The 16,677-nt window shown below is 70.1% G+C and carries 15 protein-coding genes; 10 read left to right on the top strand and 5 right to left on the bottom strand.

Features of this window, described 5'->3' with window-relative positions; genetic code table 11:
* Nucleotides 1-84: 84 nt before the first annotated feature.
* Both F1734_RS24135 and ilvD read left to right on the top strand, forming a co-directional pair.
* Nucleotides 85-657 carry a TIGR03086 family metal-binding protein gene (locus F1734_RS24135; RefSeq protein WP_010593696.1) on the top strand — a complete coding sequence of 191 codons (573 nt, stop codon included), beginning with the start codon at nucleotides 85-87 and terminating at the stop codon, nucleotides 655-657.
* Nucleotides 654-2,357, top strand: a complete 1,704-nt coding sequence (gene ilvD, locus F1734_RS24140) for a dihydroxy-acid dehydratase (RefSeq protein WP_203011158.1) — start codon at nucleotides 654-656, stop codon at nucleotides 2,355-2,357. Before F1734_RS24135 ends, ilvD begins: the two co-directional genes overlap by 4 nt.
* Before the next feature lie 53 nt (nucleotides 2,358-2,410).
* On the opposite strand, the gene F1734_RS24145 is transcribed toward ilvD, so the two are convergent.
* Entirely contained in the window at nucleotides 2,411-2,773 is a 363-nt protein-coding gene (locus F1734_RS24145) for an ArsR/SmtB family transcription factor (RefSeq protein ID WP_026137777.1), read from the bottom strand.
* 119 nt (nucleotides 2,774-2,892) lie between these two features.
* Entirely contained in the window at nucleotides 2,893-4,038 is a 1,146-nt protein-coding gene (locus F1734_RS24150; RefSeq protein WP_203011159.1) for an MBL fold metallo-hydrolase, read from the bottom strand.
* 170 nt (nucleotides 4,039-4,208) lie between these two features.
* Here F1734_RS24150 and F1734_RS24155 point away from each other — a divergent pair, with 170 nt between their 5' ends.
* Genes F1734_RS24155 through F1734_RS24175 form a run of 5 tightly spaced genes read left to right on the top strand, consistent with a single transcriptional unit; the run spans nucleotide 4,209 to nucleotide 10,561 of the window.
* A complete protein-coding gene (locus F1734_RS24155; protein ID WP_010593700.1) occupies nucleotides 4,209-4,712 on the top strand; it encodes a DsrE/DsrF/DrsH-like family protein in 504 nt (167 codons plus the stop codon).
* 25 nt (nucleotides 4,713-4,737) lie between these two features.
* Nucleotides 4,738-4,971 carry a sulfurtransferase TusA family protein gene (locus tag F1734_RS24160; RefSeq protein ID WP_010593701.1) on the top strand — a complete coding sequence of 78 codons (234 nt, stop codon included), beginning with the start codon at nucleotides 4,738-4,740 and terminating at the stop codon, nucleotides 4,969-4,971.
* 4 nt (nucleotides 4,972-4,975) lie between these two features.
* Nucleotides 4,976-6,496 (top strand): 4Fe-4S dicluster domain-containing protein, encoded by a 1,521-nt coding sequence (locus F1734_RS24165; RefSeq protein WP_102031661.1) that lies wholly within the window; start codon nucleotides 4,976-4,978, stop codon nucleotides 6,494-6,496.
* A 43-nt stretch (nucleotides 6,497-6,539) separates the two neighbouring features.
* Complete coding sequence (locus tag F1734_RS24170; RefSeq protein ID WP_017680820.1) at nucleotides 6,540-9,428, top strand: molybdopterin-dependent oxidoreductase; 2,889 nt, start codon at nucleotides 6,540-6,542, stop codon at nucleotides 9,426-9,428.
* Nucleotides 9,425-10,561 carry an Mrp/NBP35 family ATP-binding protein gene (locus F1734_RS24175; RefSeq protein WP_124258796.1) on the top strand — a complete coding sequence of 379 codons (1,137 nt, stop codon included), beginning with the start codon at nucleotides 9,425-9,427 and terminating at the stop codon, nucleotides 10,559-10,561. The genes F1734_RS24170 and F1734_RS24175 overlap by 4 nt, the downstream gene beginning before the upstream one ends.
* Nucleotides 10,562-10,583: 22 nt before the next feature.
* Here F1734_RS24175 and F1734_RS24180 read toward each other — a convergent pair whose 3' ends face one another.
* Entirely contained in the window at nucleotides 10,584-11,246 is a 663-nt protein-coding gene (locus F1734_RS24180; protein WP_010593705.1) for a chymotrypsin family serine protease, read from the bottom strand.
* Nucleotides 11,247-11,290: 44 nt separating this feature from the next.
* The gene (locus F1734_RS24185; RefSeq protein ID WP_203011160.1) at nucleotides 11,291-12,079 is read right to left on the bottom strand and encodes a DUF6319 family protein; all 789 of its coding nucleotides are present in this window, start codon (nucleotides 12,077-12,079) and stop codon (nucleotides 11,291-11,293) included.
* 143 nt (nucleotides 12,080-12,222) lie between these two features.
* Here F1734_RS24185 and F1734_RS24190 point away from each other — a divergent pair, with 143 nt between their 5' ends.
* Together F1734_RS24190 and F1734_RS24195 are read left to right on the top strand one after the other, a co-directional pair.
* Entirely contained in the window at nucleotides 12,223-13,257 is a 1,035-nt protein-coding gene (locus F1734_RS24190; RefSeq protein ID WP_017679674.1) for an adenylate/guanylate cyclase domain-containing protein, read from the top strand.
* Nucleotides 13,258-13,416: 159 nt separating this feature from the next.
* Complete coding sequence (locus tag F1734_RS24195; RefSeq protein ID WP_017679675.1) at nucleotides 13,417-14,358, top strand: AurF N-oxygenase family protein; 942 nt, start codon at nucleotides 13,417-13,419, stop codon at nucleotides 14,356-14,358.
* Between the two features lie 75 nt (nucleotides 14,359-14,433).
* Here the strand turns inward: F1734_RS24195 and F1734_RS24200 are convergent, their stop codons facing one another.
* Nucleotides 14,434-15,363 (bottom strand): DUF5996 family protein, encoded by a 930-nt coding sequence (locus F1734_RS24200; RefSeq protein ID WP_124259424.1) that lies wholly within the window; start codon nucleotides 15,361-15,363, stop codon nucleotides 14,434-14,436.
* A gap of 173 nt (nucleotides 15,364-15,536) precedes the next feature.
* On the opposite strand from F1734_RS24200, the gene F1734_RS24205 reads away from it, so the two are divergent.
* Complete coding sequence (locus tag F1734_RS24205; protein WP_010593710.1) at nucleotides 15,537-16,649, top strand: carboxylate-amine ligase; 1,113 nt, start codon at nucleotides 15,537-15,539, stop codon at nucleotides 16,647-16,649.
* The last annotated feature ends 28 nt before the right edge of the window (nucleotides 16,650-16,677 follow it).

Here is a 16,677-nt window from a genome sequence, read left to right on the forward strand (position 1 = left end):
CCTGCTCGATCCTTCCGAACATCGGCATCCGGCGCACGTCCGGGAAACCCGGTGCCGTCGCCACCACCCGCCTACGCTGAATCCATGTCGTACGACTGGCTCGAATTGCAGCGCATCGCCCGGCAGGGTTTCGAGAACCGGCTCTCGGCGGTCACCGACTGGTCCGCCCCCACCCCCGACACCGAATGGGACGTCGCCACGCTGGTCCGGCATGTGGTGGACGAGCAACGGTGGGTGCCGCCCCTCCTCGCCGGAAAGACGATCGCCGAGGCGGAGGCCGACCTCGTCCCCCTCGGCGACGACCTGTCGGCCGAGTGGGACCGGCACGCGGTCGACGCGTCCGTCGCGTGGGCGTCCACCGATCCGGACAGACAGGTACACCTGTCGTACGGGATGGTCCCCGCGCGGGACTATCTGCGACAGCAGGTGGGCGACATCGCGATCCACACCTGGGATCTGGCGCGGGCCGTCGGCGCCGACGAGACCCTCGACCCCGACCTGGTGACGGCCGTCTGGGAGGACCTGCAGCCACAGCGCGAGATGCTGGGTGCGAGCGGGCTGTTCGCGCCGCCGGTGCCGATGCCCGACGACGCGCCCCTGCAGGACCGGTTGCTGGCGCTGACCGGGCGCGACCCCCGGCCGGGAGGAACGCGATGAGCAGGGCGACCGAGCCGGACATCAAGCCCCGCAGCCGCGACGTCACCGACGGCCTCGAGAAGACCGCCGCACGCGGCATGCTCCGTGCGGTCGGCATGGGCGACGACGACTGGGACAAGCCGCAGATCGGGGTGGCCTCGTCGTGGAACGAGATCACCCCGTGCAACCTGTCGCTGGACCGGCTGGCGCAGGCGGTCAAGGACGGCGTGCACGCCGCCGGCGGCTACCCGCTCGAGTTCGGCACGATCTCCGTCTCCGACGGCATCTCGATGGGCCACGAGGGGATGCACTTCTCGCTGGTCTCACGCGAGGTGATCGCCGACAGCGTGGAGACCGTCATGCAGGCGGAGCGGCTCGACGGGTCGGTGCTGCTCGCCGGGTGCGACAAGTCCCTGCCCGGGATGCTGATGGCCGCCGCGCGTCTCGACCTGGCGGCCGTGTTCCTGTATGCGGGGTCGATCCTGCCGGGCGTCGCGAAGCTGTCCGACGGATCCGAACGCGACGTGACGATCATCGACGCCTTCGAGGCGGTCGGCGCGTGTGCCCGGGGGCTGATGAGCCGGGAGGACGTCGACGCGATCGAGCGGGCCATCTGCCCCGGCGAGGGCGCGTGCGGCGGCATGTACACGGCGAACACGATGGCCAGCGCGGCCGAGGCGCTCGGTATGTCGCTGCCGGGCAGCGCGGCGCCGCCGGCGACGGACCGCCGCCGCGACGGATATGCCCGCCGCAGCGGCCAGGCCGTGGTGAACCTGCTGCGCCGCGGCATCACCGCTTCCGACATCCTCACGAAGGAGGCGTTCGAAAATGCGATCGCCGTGGTGATGGCGTTCGGTGGGTCGACCAACGCGGTGCTGCACCTGCTGGCGATCGCGCACGAGGCGCGGGTCGAGCTGACGCTGGACGATTTCTCCCGCATCGGTGCGCGCGTCCCGCACCTGGCCGACGTCAAGCCGTTCGGCCGGCACGTGATGCAGGACGTCGACCGCATCGGCGGCGTGCCGGTGATCATGAAGGCGCTGCTCGATGCGGGTCTGCTGCACGGTGACTGCCTCACCGTCACGGGGCGGACCGTCGCCGAGAACTTGGCCGAGATCGCCCCGCCCGATCCGGACGGCAAGGTGCTGCGCGCCCTGGGTGAGCCCATCCATCCCACGGGTGGCATCACGATCCTGAAGGGCAGTCTCGCCCCGGGCGGGGCGGTGGTGAAGTCCGCCGGTTTCGACGAGTCGGTGTTCGAGGGCACCGCCCGGGTCTTCGAGCGCGAGCGGGCGGCGATGGATGCCCTCGAGGACGGCACGATCACGGCGGGCGACGTGGTGGTGATCCGGTACGAGGGCCCGAAGGGTGGGCCGGGAATGCGGGAGATGCTCGCCATCACCGGCGCGATCAAGGGCGCCGGGCTCGGCAAGGACGTGCTGCTGCTCACCGACGGCCGGTTCTCCGGGGGCACGACGGGCCTGTGCGTCGGGCACGTGGCGCCGGAAGCCGTGGACGGCGGCCCGATCGCGTTCGTCCGCGACGGCGACCCGATCCGGCTCGACGTCGCGAACGGCACCCTGGACGTGCTGGTCGACGAGGACGAACTCGCGTCCCGCCGGCAGGGGTGGGAGCCGCTGCCTCCCCGCTACACGCGCGGGGTGCTGGCCAAGTACACGAAGCTGGTCGGTTCGGCGTCGGGCGGGGCGGTCTGCGGCTGACCCGATTCGCGGATCCGCCGGGACGGTGGCGAATCGTCCTGCGTGACGGCGCCCTACCGATCGAGGCCGAGGTCGACTTTCCGGCCGTCGAGGGCGCCCCGCAGGTTCGCCTGGTCGGCCAGGTCTTCGGCCAGGAATTCCCGGAGCAGGTCCACCGCCTGCACGATCTTCCGGCTGCGCAGCGAGTAGAAGACGTTGTTGCCGGAACGTCGCGCGTTCACGATCCCGCGCTCGCGGAGAACGGACAGGTGCTGGCTGGCGTTGGACTGGCTGAAGCCCAGCGCCTCGCACAGGTCACCGACGCTGAGTTCACCGTCCCGGAGTTCGTTGATGATGAGCAGTCGCTTGGGGTCGGCGATGGCCTTGCAGACTCGGGCGTGGAGTTCCTGCAACTGTGCCGCGATGTCTTGTTCCATCACTCCTCCGAACGTCGGGTGCCGAGTATAGGTGTGCCGGTCGGGGGGCAGCGGCGTCCCGGATCGCGGCCGGGGCGCGAGCGCGGCGAGCGTGATGGTGTCGTCGGCGGCCGTGCCGCTCAGTGGGTGGCCTTCAGGGAGGTCGAGGCCGCGCATTGGTTGCGGCCGACGTCGAGGACGTCGATCTCGTCGTCGGCGGGAGCGAGTTGTCCGGCGTTCACGCGGCGGATCGTCTCGTAGGTGTCCGGGGCGGCGGGCAGCGAGTTCACGATCTGCTCGACGAAGCGCTCGAGGGCGTGCTCGTTCAGCAGTGTGGCGGTGAAGATCTCTTCGAGCGTGGTGACGACCAGTCCGTCGGCGTTGATCTCCTCGTTGCTCGACCAGTGGGCCGGGGCGATCGTCGTTCGCGGGTCGAGGGGCCGCAGCCTGTCGTGCACGCTGCGGAACAGATCCCGCGCCAGCTCCTCGGCCCGGCCGGTCAGGTCGGGCCGGCCGAGGCCCCGGACGAAGACGGTGTCGCCGACGAGCAGGACCGATTCGCTGATCAGCAGTGCCGTCGTGCCGGGAGTGTGGCCCGGCAGGTGCATGGTCATGGCCCGGACGGCGGCGGATCCCAGGTCGAGTTCGTCGCCCTCCTTCAGCGGCCGGTTGGGGAACGGGACGATGCCGCCGGCGTCCTCCGGCGGCAGGTGATACTCCGCATCGAGCCGGGCCGCCAGCGCCGGGCCACCACTGACGTGGTCCGCGTGCACGTGGGTGTCCACGACGTGCACGATCGAAACATCTTGTTTTCGAGCGAGTTCCAGGTATGCCTCGGTCGACCTGGCGGGGTCGACGACGATGCCGCGGCCGCCGGGCACGCCGACGAGGTACGACAGGCAGGCCTTCGCCGGGCGCTGGAACTGCCAGATGCGCACGTCGCCGGGCAGTCCGGCGATCTCGACGGGAACGAGGAGCCGGTTCCACGCGTCGGTACCGCCCTCGAGGGAACGGGTGCGCAGGCCCAGCGTCTCGAATTCCTCGGCGACCAGTTCGGAGCCGTTGCCCTGCCCGCAGACGACGACGGCACCCGACCGCGTGGCGGCGGCCTGTTCCTCGAGCTCTTCCATCACCCGATAGACCGGGACGTGGCGAGTGGGAACGGGCCGGGGTCCTTCGATCCTGCCGGCCCGGAAATCCTCGGTGCTGCGGATGTCGAGGATCTCGGGAACGGTGCCCGCCCGGAGCTCGAGAAACAGCTCCGAGGCGGTGACGGTATCGGCCACGTGTCCTCCCAGGGACGAAACGGGCGGGTGGTCCGCACACCGGGAGGGCGACTTTCCGAACCATCTTGCGGTATGCGCATACACGAATGTAGTGTCCTGGATCACATATCGCAACACTCCGCGCGAAGGCCGGACAAGGCCTCCCCGGCAACCACGAAAGGGGCCGGCGCATGTCGGACAACCCGCAGCGTGACGTCGACGACGAGAGCATGACGATCGTGGCCTGGAGCGGCGATCTGGACAGGATGTGGCCGGCGCTGATCCTGGGCTCCACCGGTGCCGCCTACGGAATGTCCACCACGATCTTCTTCACCTTCTGGGGACTGTTCCCCCTGGTGCGCGACGACGTCCGGATCACCGGGACCGACGCGATGACCAAGGCGCTGGCCGGCATGAACCGGCCCGGGATGCAGCACATGAAACTGTCCAAGCTCCACCTGGGTGGCGCCGGCCCGTGGATGATGAAAAAGCTTGCCCGCCAGAAGAATGTGGCCCATCCCGCCGAGCTGGTCGAGATGTGCACCGAAATGGGGGTGAACCTGTGGCCGTGCGAGATGAGCATGGACCTGCTCGGTGTGCGCCACGACCAGCTCATCGAGGGCGTCGGCGAGCCCGTCGGTGCAGCCACCGCCCTCTCCGCCATGAGCAGGTCCCAGATCAGCCTGTTCATCTGATCCGTTCCCGACACAGGAGCCGACCGTGGACTACCAGATCGACGTCGTCGTCGACGCCAAGGGACAGAAGTGCCCGATGCCGGTGCTGCTCGCCTCGCGCGCGATCAAGAAGCTCGAGTCGGGGCAGATCCTGCTCGTCGAGGCCACCGACGGCGGATCGAGACGCGACATCCCCTCGTGGGCGAACGACACGGGAAACGAACTGCTGGACAACAACAGCGAAGACGGCATCCACCGCTACCTCATCCGGAAGAAGTGATTCGGTGCGCTACGGCTTCGCGATCGACCAGCGCACGTGCATCGGCTGCCACGCCTGCACGGTCGCCTGCAAGACTGAACACGAGGTGCCGCTCGGCCAGTTCCGTACGTGGGTGAAGTACGTCGACTCCGGCGAGTTTCCGAACACCACAAGATCTTTCGGTGTGATGCGGTGCAACCACTGTACCGATGCGCCGTGCGTGAAGATCTGCCCCACCGGAGCGCTGTTCAAGCGCGACGACGGGATCGTCGACTTCGACAACGAGCGCTGCATCGGGTGCAAGAGCTGCATGCAGGCGTGCCCCTACGACGCGATCTACATCGATCAGGACACCCACACCGCGGCGAAGTGCAACATGTGCGCGCATCGTATCGACAACGAGATGGAGCCTGCCTGCGTCGTGGTGTGCCCCACCCACTCGATCTGGGTCGGTGACCTCGACGATCCGACGAGCGGCATCGCCACCCTGGTCAGCACGCAGCAGACCACCGTGCGTTCCCCGGAGCAGAACACCGGGCCGAACGTCTTCTATCTCGGTGCCGACCGGGCGGTCCTCGATCCGTTGGCCGCGCCGGTCGCCGACACCTACATCTGGGCGGAGCCGGACGCGCACCGCCGCGAGACCGCCGCCGACCTGCCCAGGGATCGCACGACCAAGGCGCGCACCACGCTGAACACGGCCCATCCGCGGCCGTGGGGATGGCGCGTGACGACCTACCTGTGGACCAAGGCCGTCGGAGCCGGCGCCCTCGCCGTCGCAGGGCTGGCCCACCTCCTCGGCATCGACCTGGGGTGGCTGGGCGACTACGCGGCCCCCGTGGTGGCCATGGCGGGCGCGGCGCTCACCGGAGTGCTGTTGATCTGGGACCTGAAGCGGCCCGAGCGTTTTCTCTACATCTTCCTCAAATCCAACTGGTCCTCGTGGCTCGTGTGGGGCGCGTACGCGCTGGCCGCCTTCGGCGGTGTCGCCGCCCTGTGGGTCCTCGCCAGCCTGCTCGAATCAAGCTGGGCGACAACGGTACTCGCCTGGGCCGCCCTCGCCTCCGGCGCGCTCGTCGCCGGCTACACCGGGTTCCTCTTCGGGCAGGCCGAGGGGCGCGACCTGTGGCAGTCACCGCTGTTGTTCTGGCACCTGCTGGTCCAGGCCGCCATGGTCGGGACCGGGGCACTGCTCGTCCTCGCGCCGTTCGCGGGTCTCACCGACGGTGCGGTCGCCTTCCTCGTCCGCGTCTTCGTGATCTCGACCGTGCTGCATCTGCTGATGCTGGGCATCGAGTACTCCGGCAGGCATGCGAGCCGGCAGGCGACCGTCGCCGCGCACATCGTCACCCGAGGCCGCTACGCCCGGCTGTTCCGGCTGGGGGCGATCGCCCCGGCAGTGGTGGCGGCCGCGCTGGCCGCCCCGTCGTGGAACGGCTCCGCCGGTGCCGTCCTCCTGATTGCCGCCGGTCTGCTGACGCAGGTCGCGCTGCTGGCCTACGAGACGGTGTTCGTCCGGGCGGGTCAGGATCCGCCGCTGTCGTGAGGGGCCCACCGGGCACCCGCCCATCCATCCGAAGGGAACTGCCATGACTGCCGAGACGGAGCGCATCGCGGCCGAGCCGGAACACATCGCGGCCGAGCCGGTGCTGCCCGGTCAGCGCACGCACGAGCGGCTGCGGAACTTTCCTCCGGTCGAGAACTGGGACCATCACGTCGAATACGACGCCAAGGCCCACCCTCGTAAGGTTCCGCACGAGTACATGCTGGTGCCCACCACCTGCTTCAACTGCGAATCGGCATGCGGTCTGCTCGCGTACGTCGACAAGTCCGATCTGTCCATCAAGCGGCTCGAAGGGAACCCGGCCCATCCGGGCTCACGCGGGCGCAACTGCGCCAAAGGTCCCGCGACGATCAACCAGATCAACGACCCCGAGCGCATCCTGCACCCGCTCAAGCGCGTCGGTGCCCGCGGCAGTGGGCAGTGGGAGCGCATCGGCTGGGACGAGGCCCTCGACGACATCGCCGCCCGGATCCGGGCCGCCATCGTGGAGGACCGCCGGGACGAGGTCGTCTACCACGTGGGCCGGCCCGGCGAGGACGGCTTCGCCGAGCGGTTCCTGCTGGCGTGGGGCGTGGACGGGCACAACAGCCACACCAACATCTGCTCCGCCGGCGCCCGGCTGGGCTACTCCCTGTGGGGCGGCTACGACCGGCCCTCCCCGGACTACGCGAACGCCAGGGTCATCCTGCTGATCTCGAGCCACCTCGAGACCGGGCACTACTTCAACCCGCACGCGCAGCGGATCATGGAGGGCAAGATCCAGGGCGGCGCCAAGGTCGTCGTCCTGGATCCGCGGTTGTCGAACACCGCGTCGCACGCCGACCTGTGGATCGCCCCGTGGCCCGGCAGCGAGGCCGCGATCCTGCTGTCCGTCGCATCGCATCTGCTGCGCACCGACCGCATCGACCGGGCCTTCCTGCGTCGCTGGGTGAACTGGTCCACCTACATGAAGCACCGCCACCCCGAACTGCCCGCCGACGACTTCGACGCGTTCGTCGGCGCACTGACCGAGGACTACTCCGGGTACACCTTCGCCTACGCCGCACAGGAAGCGCAGGTTCCCGAGGCGCAGATCGCCGAGCTCGCCCGGATCGTCGCCACCGCCGGTTCGGCCCTGTCGGCGCACGTCTGGCGGGCGGCGACCGCCGGCAACCTCGGCGGGTGGCAGGTCTCGCGGGCCCTGTTCTTCCTCAACGTGCTCACCGGCAGCGTCGGCACCAAGGGGGGCACCAGCCCCAACGGCTGGGACAAGATCATCGCGCACGGCCCGAACGTGCCGCAGGGACACGAGTCCTGGAACGAGCTGCTCTGGCCCGCCGAGTTCCCCCTGTCGACCAACGAGATGTCGATCCTGCTGCCGCATCTGCTCCGGGACGGCCGCGGCACGCTGTCGATGTACTTCTCGCGCGTCTACAACCCGGTGTGGACCAACCCCGACGGCTTCAGCTGGCTGGAGGCCCTGACCGACGAATCGCTCGTGGGCTGCCACGTCGCGCTGACCCCCACGTGGTCCGAGACGGCCACCTTCGCCGACTACGTCCTGCCCATGGGCCACAGCACCGAGCGGCACGACACCCAGTCCTACGAGCAGTACGCCGGCAAGTGGCTCGGGTTCCGTCAGCCCGTCACCCGGGTGGCGCTCGAGCGCATGGGCCGGAGCGTGTCCGACTCCCGCGAGTCCAATCCGGGAGAGGTGTGGGAGGAGAACGAGTTCTGGTTCGAGCTGTCCTGGCGCATCGACCCCGACGGCAGCCTCGGGATCCGCAAGTTCTTCGAATCCCCCTACCGGCCCGGGGAGAAGGTCACCGTCGACGAGTACTACCGGTGGGTGTTCGAGAACAGCGTGCCGGGTCTGCCGAAGGCCGCAGCCGACCGAGGGCTCACCCCGCTGGAGTACATGCGCAGATACGGCGTCTTCGAGGTCGCCAAGGACACCTACCGACTCGACGAGCGGCCGCTGACGGCCGCCGAGACCGAGGGGGCGGACCCGGACGAGCACGGGGTCCTGCGCAAAGCCGTGACCCTGGACTCGACCCCACCTCTCGTCGGCGAGGCGGGTGCGGTCGGCGTCGTCCACGAGGACGGCAGCAGGACCGCGGGGTGGCTCACCCCGTCGCGCAAACTCGAGCTGTTCAGCGAGACCATGGTCGATTTCGGGTGGGAGGAGTACGCCACCCCGGGCTACATCGAGTCCCACGTCGGGCACCGCTCGATCGACCCGGCGAACAACGAGATCGTGCTCGTACCGACCTTCCGGTTGCCGACCCTGGTCCACACTCGCTCCGGGAACGCGAAGTACCTCAACGAGATCAGCAACACGCATCCGCTGTGGACGAATCCCGCGGACGCCGCGCGCTTCGGCGTCGGCACGGGCGATCTGGTCCGGATCAACACCGAGATCGGGTACTTCGTGGCCCGGGTGTGGGCCACCGAGGCGATCCGCCCCGGCGTCCTCGCGCTCTCGCACCACATGGGCCGCTGGCGCACGTCCGAGAACGCCGGCTCCCGGTGGGCCATGGGCCTCGTCGATCTCGACAACGACGGAAACGGGGTGTGGCGGCTGCGCTACAAGCAGGGGGTACAGCCGTTCCGCAGCGACGATCCCGACAGCGAGCGGATCTACTGGGACGATCCCGGCGTGCATCAGAACCTCGCCTTCGCCGTGCACCCCGACCCCCTGTCGGGCATGCACTGCTGGCACCAGAAGGTGCGCGTGGAGAAGGCCCGCACCGACGACCGGTACGGCGACGTGGTGGTGGACACCCGGCGGTCCCGGGAGGTCTACCGCACCTGGATGGAGTGCACCCGGCCCGGGCCCAGCCGGTCCGGGCTGCGCCGCCCGGAGTTCCTGATGCGGCCGGTCAAACCCCGTCGGCGTGCCTTCCGCGCGCCCGGGGCGGAGGAGCGAGCATGAGTCTGCTGTCGCGGAGGACGTCCGGCCCGGCAGTCTCCGCGGCGGCGGTGCGGGCCGCGGTGGCCCGGGTCGTGGATCCCGAGTTGCATCTGCCGCTCGAGCAGGCCGGCATGCTCGGCGAGGTGCAGATCGATCGCTCCGGACTCGTCCGGGTGACCGTCCGGCTCACCACCGCCTCGTGTCCGATGCGGGCCACCCTCTCCGCCGACGTCGCCGCGGCCGCCGGGGCAGTCGCCGGCGTGACCGGCGTCGAGGTCGACTTCGCGACGATGAACGAAACCGAGCGGAGGCAACTCGCCGCCCGCTTGCGCGGCGCGAAACCCACGGACGCTCCCCCCTTCGGTCCGGATTCGCCGACCCGGGTGTACGCCGTGGCCTCCGGCAAGGGTGGTGTCGGCAAGTCGACGCTCACGGCCAACCTCGCGGTGGCGCTGGCCCAGCAGGGCAAGCGGGTCGGCGTTCTCGACGCCGACGTCTGGGGTTACTCCGTTCCGCATCTGTTCGGAGTGCGCCGCGCACCGGTCGCCTTGCACGGAACGATGCTGCCGGTCGAAGCCTTCGGCGTCGCTCTCATGTCGGTCGGGTTCTTCGTCCGCGACGACGAGCCGGTGGTCTGGCGCGGCCCCATGCTGCACAAGGCGATCGAACAGTTCCTGCGCGACGTGTACTGGGGTGAGCTCGACGTCCTGCTCGTCGACCTGCCCCCGGGCACCGGAGACGTCACCCTCTCGCTGCTCGAACTCGTGCCGGATGCGGCGCTCCTCGCCGTCACCACGCCGCAACCGGCGGCCCAGACCGTCGCCCAGCGGGTGGGCCGCATGGCGCGTGACCTGCGGATGCCGGTTGTCGGCGTCGTGGAGAACATGTCGGCACTGGTGTGCTCGTCCTACCAGGCGAGCACACCGCTGTTCGGTACCGGAGGCGGCGAGCGCCTGGCCCGGGCCATCGCGGCACCGCTCCTCGGGCAGGTGCCTCTCGACATCGAGCTACGCGCGGCGGGAGACAGTGGCGTCCCGGCCGTGGTGGCGACGCCGCACGCCCATTCCGTCTCGCAGATCCGGCAGATCGCCGCGGCCCTGCCGGCCCCGAGACGGAGCCTCGTCGGCCGGCCGCTACCGCTGTCGGTCCCGTAGCCGACGAGCCCGCGCCGGTACGTCAGATGGGGCGGTACCCCGCACCGACGCCGCCGCGGGCGTCGACGTCGCCGAGGATCGTGACGAAGTTGGTGCCCACCTCCGGGCCGATGCACGGGGTGAGCAGGTACGCGTTGACCATGGCGACGAGGGTCGTGCCGACGACCAGCGGGGCACCGGAGTCGCCCTCGACCACGCACACCTGCGTCCAGGTCTCTTGGGAGTTGAACACGTCGCCCCAGACGACACCGCAGGTGTTGCCGGTGGTGCGGCCCTCCTTGCACGCCACGTTGGGGAACCCCACGGGGGTGCCGACGCCGGTGATGGTGACGTTGCCGACCCGATTCACCGGTGCGACTCGGCCGCGGTCGAACTCGATGACCGAGTAGTCGAGCACCTCGTTGGTCCCGACGATCCGGCCGAGGACGCCGGCGCCGAGGTCCATCTCGGACTTCACGGTCGTCCCGGGTCCGCCGCAGTGTCCGGCGGTGAAGCCGACGAGCCGGCCGGCCCGGTCGTTGCCGATCGTGGCGAGCGTGCAGTCGAACAGATCCTCGGAACCGTTGCCGAGCGTGATGCCCGACCCGCCCCCGAGCGGAACCGGCGGCGCCGCGACCGCGACGCCCGTCCCACCTGCCAGCAGTGCAACACCTGCGACGATCGCCATCGCAACGCGCTTGAACATGAGCCCTCCCGCCCGGCCGGTTCCGGCCGCATCAGCGGGTCAGCCTACCCGGTCGAACCCGACCCCAGGCTCTCCAACGCCTTTCTGGCCTCCTCGAGTTCACGGCTGAGCTGCGCGACGCGTTCCTCCGCCGCCTGACGCGCCGCGTCGATCACCGACCGGACCGCTTCGAGGGCCGCCTCGTCGCCGAGTTCGAGCACGGCGCGCTCGACGGCGTCGGGGCTGACGGGATTGGCCTTGCTCAGACGTCTGGTGCCCTGCGCGACACCGACCGTCCACTCCTGCTCGGGATCGATCGTGATGGTGACGGTCACTCCGGGCTGCTTCTTGGCCCGGCGCGGCGCGGCCTTGGGCTTCGGGGTCGCGCCGGTCTGCGGTTCGGGTGCGGTGGGCGGCACGGCGGTGGTCTCCTTCGTGGCGGGCGGGGACGCCGGGGACGAGCTCGTCGGGGCGGGACCGCGGGCGGCCCCCGATGCCGCCGGCTGCGGCGCGGGGGTGCGCGGGGCGGTGGGGCGCGCGGCGGTGGGGCGCGGGGCGGTGGGGCGCGGGGTGGATCGATCCGCGGCCTTGCGGGCCGGCTCCTTCGTCAGGCGCAACTCCTCGGCCTCGAAGGGCAGTTCGTCGTCGACGCCCTTGGGCCGGACGGTGACGGTGCGGCCCGCCACCGACACAGCCCGGGCCGACGTGCCCGGCGCGATGCCCAGGCTCGGGATGCCCTCGATGAGATAGACGGTGGCACGGCGACCGTCCGCGACGGCGGAGGTCAGCTCGGCGAGCTGCTCGTCGGTGAGGTGATCCGGGCCGGTGGCGCCGGCTCGTCTGCGGGGCGGCATGCGCGTCCTTTCGTGCTGGGGGTGCAGGAGGCGCGATCACTGTCGCACACAGGTGCGACACTCTCGCGAATTCGTTGCGCACCCGAACTGTGGTGGGCGATGCTGGGTCGGCCGGTCACCTTCGGCGGCCGGGAAGGAGCGACGTGAGCGCGTCGGAGCAACCGGAGCTCGGGACCGAGCTCCTGCAGGCCGTGCAGGCCGAACTCGAACGGACCCTGCTCGGCGGCGAACGCCGCTACACCCAGGAGGAGAGCGCCGCCCTGGCCGGCGTGGACTTCGAACGCGCCCAACGGCTCTGGCAGGCGCTGGGATTCACCGTGGACCCGGACCCGGACGCGCGGACGTTCACGGACGGTGACGTCGCGGCTCTGCGCAACATCGACGCGATCGTGAGCAGCGGCGCCCTGCACCCCGACCTGGAGCTCGCGGCCGCGCGGTCGCTGGGGCAGTCCATGTCGCGACTGGCCGAGTGGGAGGTGACGTTGATGAACACCCACATCCTGGACCGGCTCGAGACCGAGTACACCGGAGCCACCCCGTCCGAGGAGGAGATCCGGTCGTTCGTCGACGGCCTGCTGCAACGGGTGCTGCCGCTCACCGAGAACCTGCAGCTGTACGTGTGGCGCCGGCACCTGGTGGCCACGACCGGGCGCAACGTGGTGCGGGCCGGGGGCGAGTCCGCCGGCCGGGTCCTGGTGGTCGGCTTCGCCGACATGGTGGGGTACACCCGCCTGACCCGTCGGATCGACGCCGACGAGCTCAACGATCTGCTCGAGGACTTCGAGTCGACCGCGACGGGCATCGTGACCCAGGGCGGCGGCTGGGTGATCAAGACCGTGGGCGACGAGGTGATGTTCGCCGCCGAGGATCCGGCGGACGCGGCGCGGATCGCGCTCGCGCTGCAGGAGTCGTCGACTTCGCGACCCGACGCCCCGGATCTGCGGGTGGGCATGGCGCAAGGGCCGGTCCTGGCCCGGTTCGGGGACATGTTCGGCTCGGCGGTCAACATCGCCGCGCGACTGACCGGTGCCGCACGACCGGGGACGGTGCTGGTCGATTCGACCCTCGCCGACGTGCTCGAAGGCGACGACCGTTTTCGGCTGCGTCCCCTGCGGGCGCTGCGGGTGAAGGACTTCCATCGGCTGCGCCCCTCGGTGCTGCGGCCGGCCCAGGACTGAGCAGCGCCCCGATTCACGGCGGTGTGTCGTCGACGCACTGCCGGGCCGGACGCGCACGGGCCCTCACGGCCCCGATCCGCACGCACCCGTTGTGCACCGACGGCTGTCGAGGTAACCTCGGATTAACAGTTACCAGTCGTCACACTAAAAGGTGGAGACATGACCGCATCGCTCACCCGCCCGTCGGAAGCCGAGAGCAAGGGCTTCGTCCCCGGCGTCCCGCTGTCCGAGCGCGAGGAGACCGCGCAGCGCCTGCTCGCCTCGTCGGCCCGCAAGTCCTACGACCCGACGGTGGAGGTCGACTGGGACGCCCCCGTCCCCACCGACAAGTACGGCATGACCCCCGAGTGGAGCACGCTGTACGGCACGGCACTGTGGGACGAGATGACCGAGGAACAGCGCATCGAACTGACCAAGCACGAGGCCGCGAGCGTCTCGAGCGTGGGCCTGTGGTTCGAGATCCTGCTCATGCAGATGCTGCTGCGCGACGTCTACAACCGTGACAAGCACTCCCGCCACGTGCAGTTCGCCCTCACCGAGGTCGCCGACGAGTGCCGCCACTCCGTCATGTTCGGCCGGGCCGGGGAACGCCTCGGCATGCCGGACTACGGCCCGGCCCGCTACATCCACCGCCTCGGCCGGGTGTGGGGCGGGTTCTTCCGGGGTGCCAACGCCTACGCGAGCGTCATGGCCGCGGAGGAGATCCTGGACATGATGCAGCGCGACTTCATGCGCGACGAACGCGTCCAGCCGGTCACCCGCACGGTCAGCAAGATCCACGTCCTCGAAGAGGCCCGGCACATCCGGTTCGCCCGCGAGGAGGTCGCGCGCCGGCTGGCCGGGGCGAGCCGCGCCCGCCTGCAGTTCGAGCGGATCAACACCGCGGTGACCGTGTACTTCGTGGTCAAGAGCATGATCCATCCCGACGTGTACAGCAACGCGGGACTCGACCGAGACCGCGCACTCGCCGAGGCCGCGAACAACACCCACTACCACGACCGCGTGCGCAAGTCCGGCGCCAAGCTCATGACGTTCCTCGACAGCGTCGGCCTGATCGGTGGGCCGTCGAAGATTCTCTACAAGAAGGTCCACCTGCTCTGAGCCGTCACCGGCGGGGTCGCGCGAGGTCGTGGGGTCTCGCGCGACCCGTCCGGTCGGGGTCGCCGGCACGCACCCTCATCCGGTCGGCCGCTCGAGATCGGCTCGCTCCCAGCGGCCGAGATCGGCGGCCGCCTCGTAGGTGCTGCGCAGGAACCGCAGTAGTTCCGCGTCGGGGTCGGCCGCGGTCCGCACCGCCTCGTACGGCAGCAGGAACTCGCCCAGTTCGGTGGAGTAGTACGCGGCGTCCGGGTGCACCGGATACTCGGCGAAACCCTCCGGCGCCGGATAGGCGTAGGAATAGAAGGCGCCTTCGTCCGCGCCCCCGGGCCAGAATCCGCAGCTGCTGAGCTCGTGCGAATAGGCCTCGGTCATCACCCAGTCGGCGCAGTTGGGGATGCCTCCGGGGTGCGGTGGCGCGGTGCGCCCGGAGAAGCGCGTGCAGGCGAGATCCATCGCGCCCCAGAAGAAGTGCACCGGACTGACCTTGCCGAGGAAGTCCCCTCGGAACTCGTGCAGGACGCGATCGGCCTCGAGCAGTTGCCGCCAGAAGAGGTGGGCCGCGTCGGGGTCGTACGTGTTGTGCTCGTGGTCCTGCACGAACGGAATCGCCGGATCCACCTCGTTCGGGGTGCCCTGGATCCGGGTGGCGATGCCCAACTCGTCCAGGGTGCCGAGAACGCGTCCGTGAAAATCCGCCACCGACTGCGCAGCGAGCGGGACGCAGCCGCTGCCACCGTCGCTCGAGCGGATACGCAGGAGGTGCTCGCAGAAGTCGAACTCGATGTCGAATACGTTGTGCCGGTACGGGATCGACGAGGTCCCCAGCCCGCGAGGCGTGACGTACAGCGTCGACTGCCACCAGTGGTTGACCATCGGCGCGTGAGCCAGCCGGATCTTGCCGACGATCTGCAACCACATGTGCAGGGTGTCCCGAGTCGCGGCCCAGTCGGCCGTGCGCAATCGCGGCCACGCCCCGCCCGGAACCGATGCCGATTCGTTCACCACGCCTCCCCGGTTCGGGAAACGACCCTACTCGGCCGGGCCGTCCGCCGGGCCTCCTCGACGGAATCCCGTCGCCGGCGCACCCGCTCCGGGAACGCGTATCCGGACAAGTGCTGCGCCACCGTCGGCGGCGGCGCAGAATTCAGGTACGAACCGCAACTCCCGCCGGGGGCACCATGGCCACATCGTCCGACCTCCCCACGGTGGGGGTCGAAGAGGAATTCCTCCTCGTCGACGCGGAAACCGGAGAACCCGCCGTCAACAACTCCGACGTCGTCGAGCAGGCCCGCGCCCTCGGGGTGGAACTGCAGTACGAACTGGACCGGTGCCAGGTCGAAACGGCGTCAGGGGTCTGCCACGACGCCCACGAGCTGTACACCGACCTGTCCACCCGGCGATCCCTCGTCGCCGAGGCCGCCCGCCGTTGCGGTTCCCGGCTGGTGGCGGTGGGTGTCCCGGTCGTCGGGTCCCGGGAGCTTCCGGTCACGGAGAAGCCGCGGTACCTGCGGATGGAACGGCACTTCGGCATGCTGGCCCGCGAACAGGGCATCTGCGGCTGTCACGTGCACGTGGCCGTGCCGGACCGGGCGACCGCCGTGCAGGTGAGCAATCACCTCCGGCCGTGGCTGCCCACCTTGCTGTCGTTGTCGGCGAACTCCCCGATCCACCGGGGAGTCGACACCGGGTACGCGAGCTGGCGCTCGATCCTGTGGTCGCGCTGGCCGAGCGCCGGTCCACCACCGTACTTCTCGTCGGTGGAGGAGTACGACAGCACCGTCGCGGCCATGCTGGAGTGCGGCAGCATCCTCGACAAGGCGATGGTCTACTGGGACGTCCGTCCGTCGACCAATTTCCCCACCGTCGAGGTGCGGGTGTGCGACGTCCCCGTGACCGTCGCCGAGACGGTCCTCGTCGCCGTCCTCGTTCGCGCTCTGGTGCTCACGGCTCTGCGCGATCTCGAAGCGGGCCGCACCGCCGTGGCCTTCTCCTCCGAAGTACTGCGGGCCGCGTACTGGCGCGCGGCGCGCGACGGCCTGCCCGGCGACGGCATCGACCTGCCCTCGACCGCCCGCCGCCCGGCCGCGCACCTGCTCAGGGCGATGATCGAGCACGTCCGGCCGGCCCTCGAGGATCTCGGCAGCTACCAGCAGGCGCGTGAGGGTCTGCACGCCGTGCTCGGATGCGGAAACGGGGCCGTCCGGCAGCGACGGGTGTTCGCCGCCGGCGGCACCGCCCAGGACGTGATCGCCCGGCTGGCCGAACTGACGTCCGCCGGGTGCACCCACTGAGCCGCGGAACACACGCACCTATCCCTAG

Source organism: Rhodococcus ruber (assembly GCF_016804345.1).
GTDB lineage: Bacteria > Actinomycetota > Actinomycetes > Mycobacteriales > Mycobacteriaceae > Rhodococcus > Rhodococcus ruber.

Coding starts and splice junctions, on each gene's coding strand:
- F1734_RS24135 (WP_010593696.1), top strand. CDS start 85: ATGTCGTACGACTGGCTCGAATTGCAGCGCATCGCCCGGCAGGGTTTC.
- ilvD (WP_203011158.1), top strand. CDS start 654: ATGAGCAGGGCGACCGAGCCGGACATCAAGCCCCGCAGCCGCGACGTC.
- F1734_RS24145 (WP_026137777.1), bottom strand. CDS start 2,773: ATGGAACAAGACATCGCGGCACAGTTGCAGGAACTCCACGCCCGAGTC.
- F1734_RS24155 (WP_010593700.1), top strand. CDS start 4,209: ATGTCGGACAACCCGCAGCGTGACGTCGACGACGAGAGCATGACGATC.
- F1734_RS24170 (WP_017680820.1), top strand. CDS start 6,540: ATGACTGCCGAGACGGAGCGCATCGCGGCCGAGCCGGAACACATCGCG.
- F1734_RS24175 (WP_124258796.1), top strand. CDS start 9,425: ATGAGTCTGCTGTCGCGGAGGACGTCCGGCCCGGCAGTCTCCGCGGCG.
- F1734_RS24180 (WP_010593705.1), bottom strand. CDS start 11,246: ATGTTCAAGCGCGTTGCGATGGCGATCGTCGCAGGTGTTGCACTGCTG.
- F1734_RS24185 (WP_203011160.1), bottom strand. CDS start 12,079: ATGCCGCCCCGCAGACGAGCCGGCGCCACCGGCCCGGATCACCTCACC.
- F1734_RS24195 (WP_017679675.1), top strand. CDS start 13,417: ATGACCGCATCGCTCACCCGCCCGTCGGAAGCCGAGAGCAAGGGCTTC.
- F1734_RS24205 (WP_010593710.1), top strand. CDS start 15,537: ATGGCCACATCGTCCGACCTCCCCACGGTGGGGGTCGAAGAGGAATTC.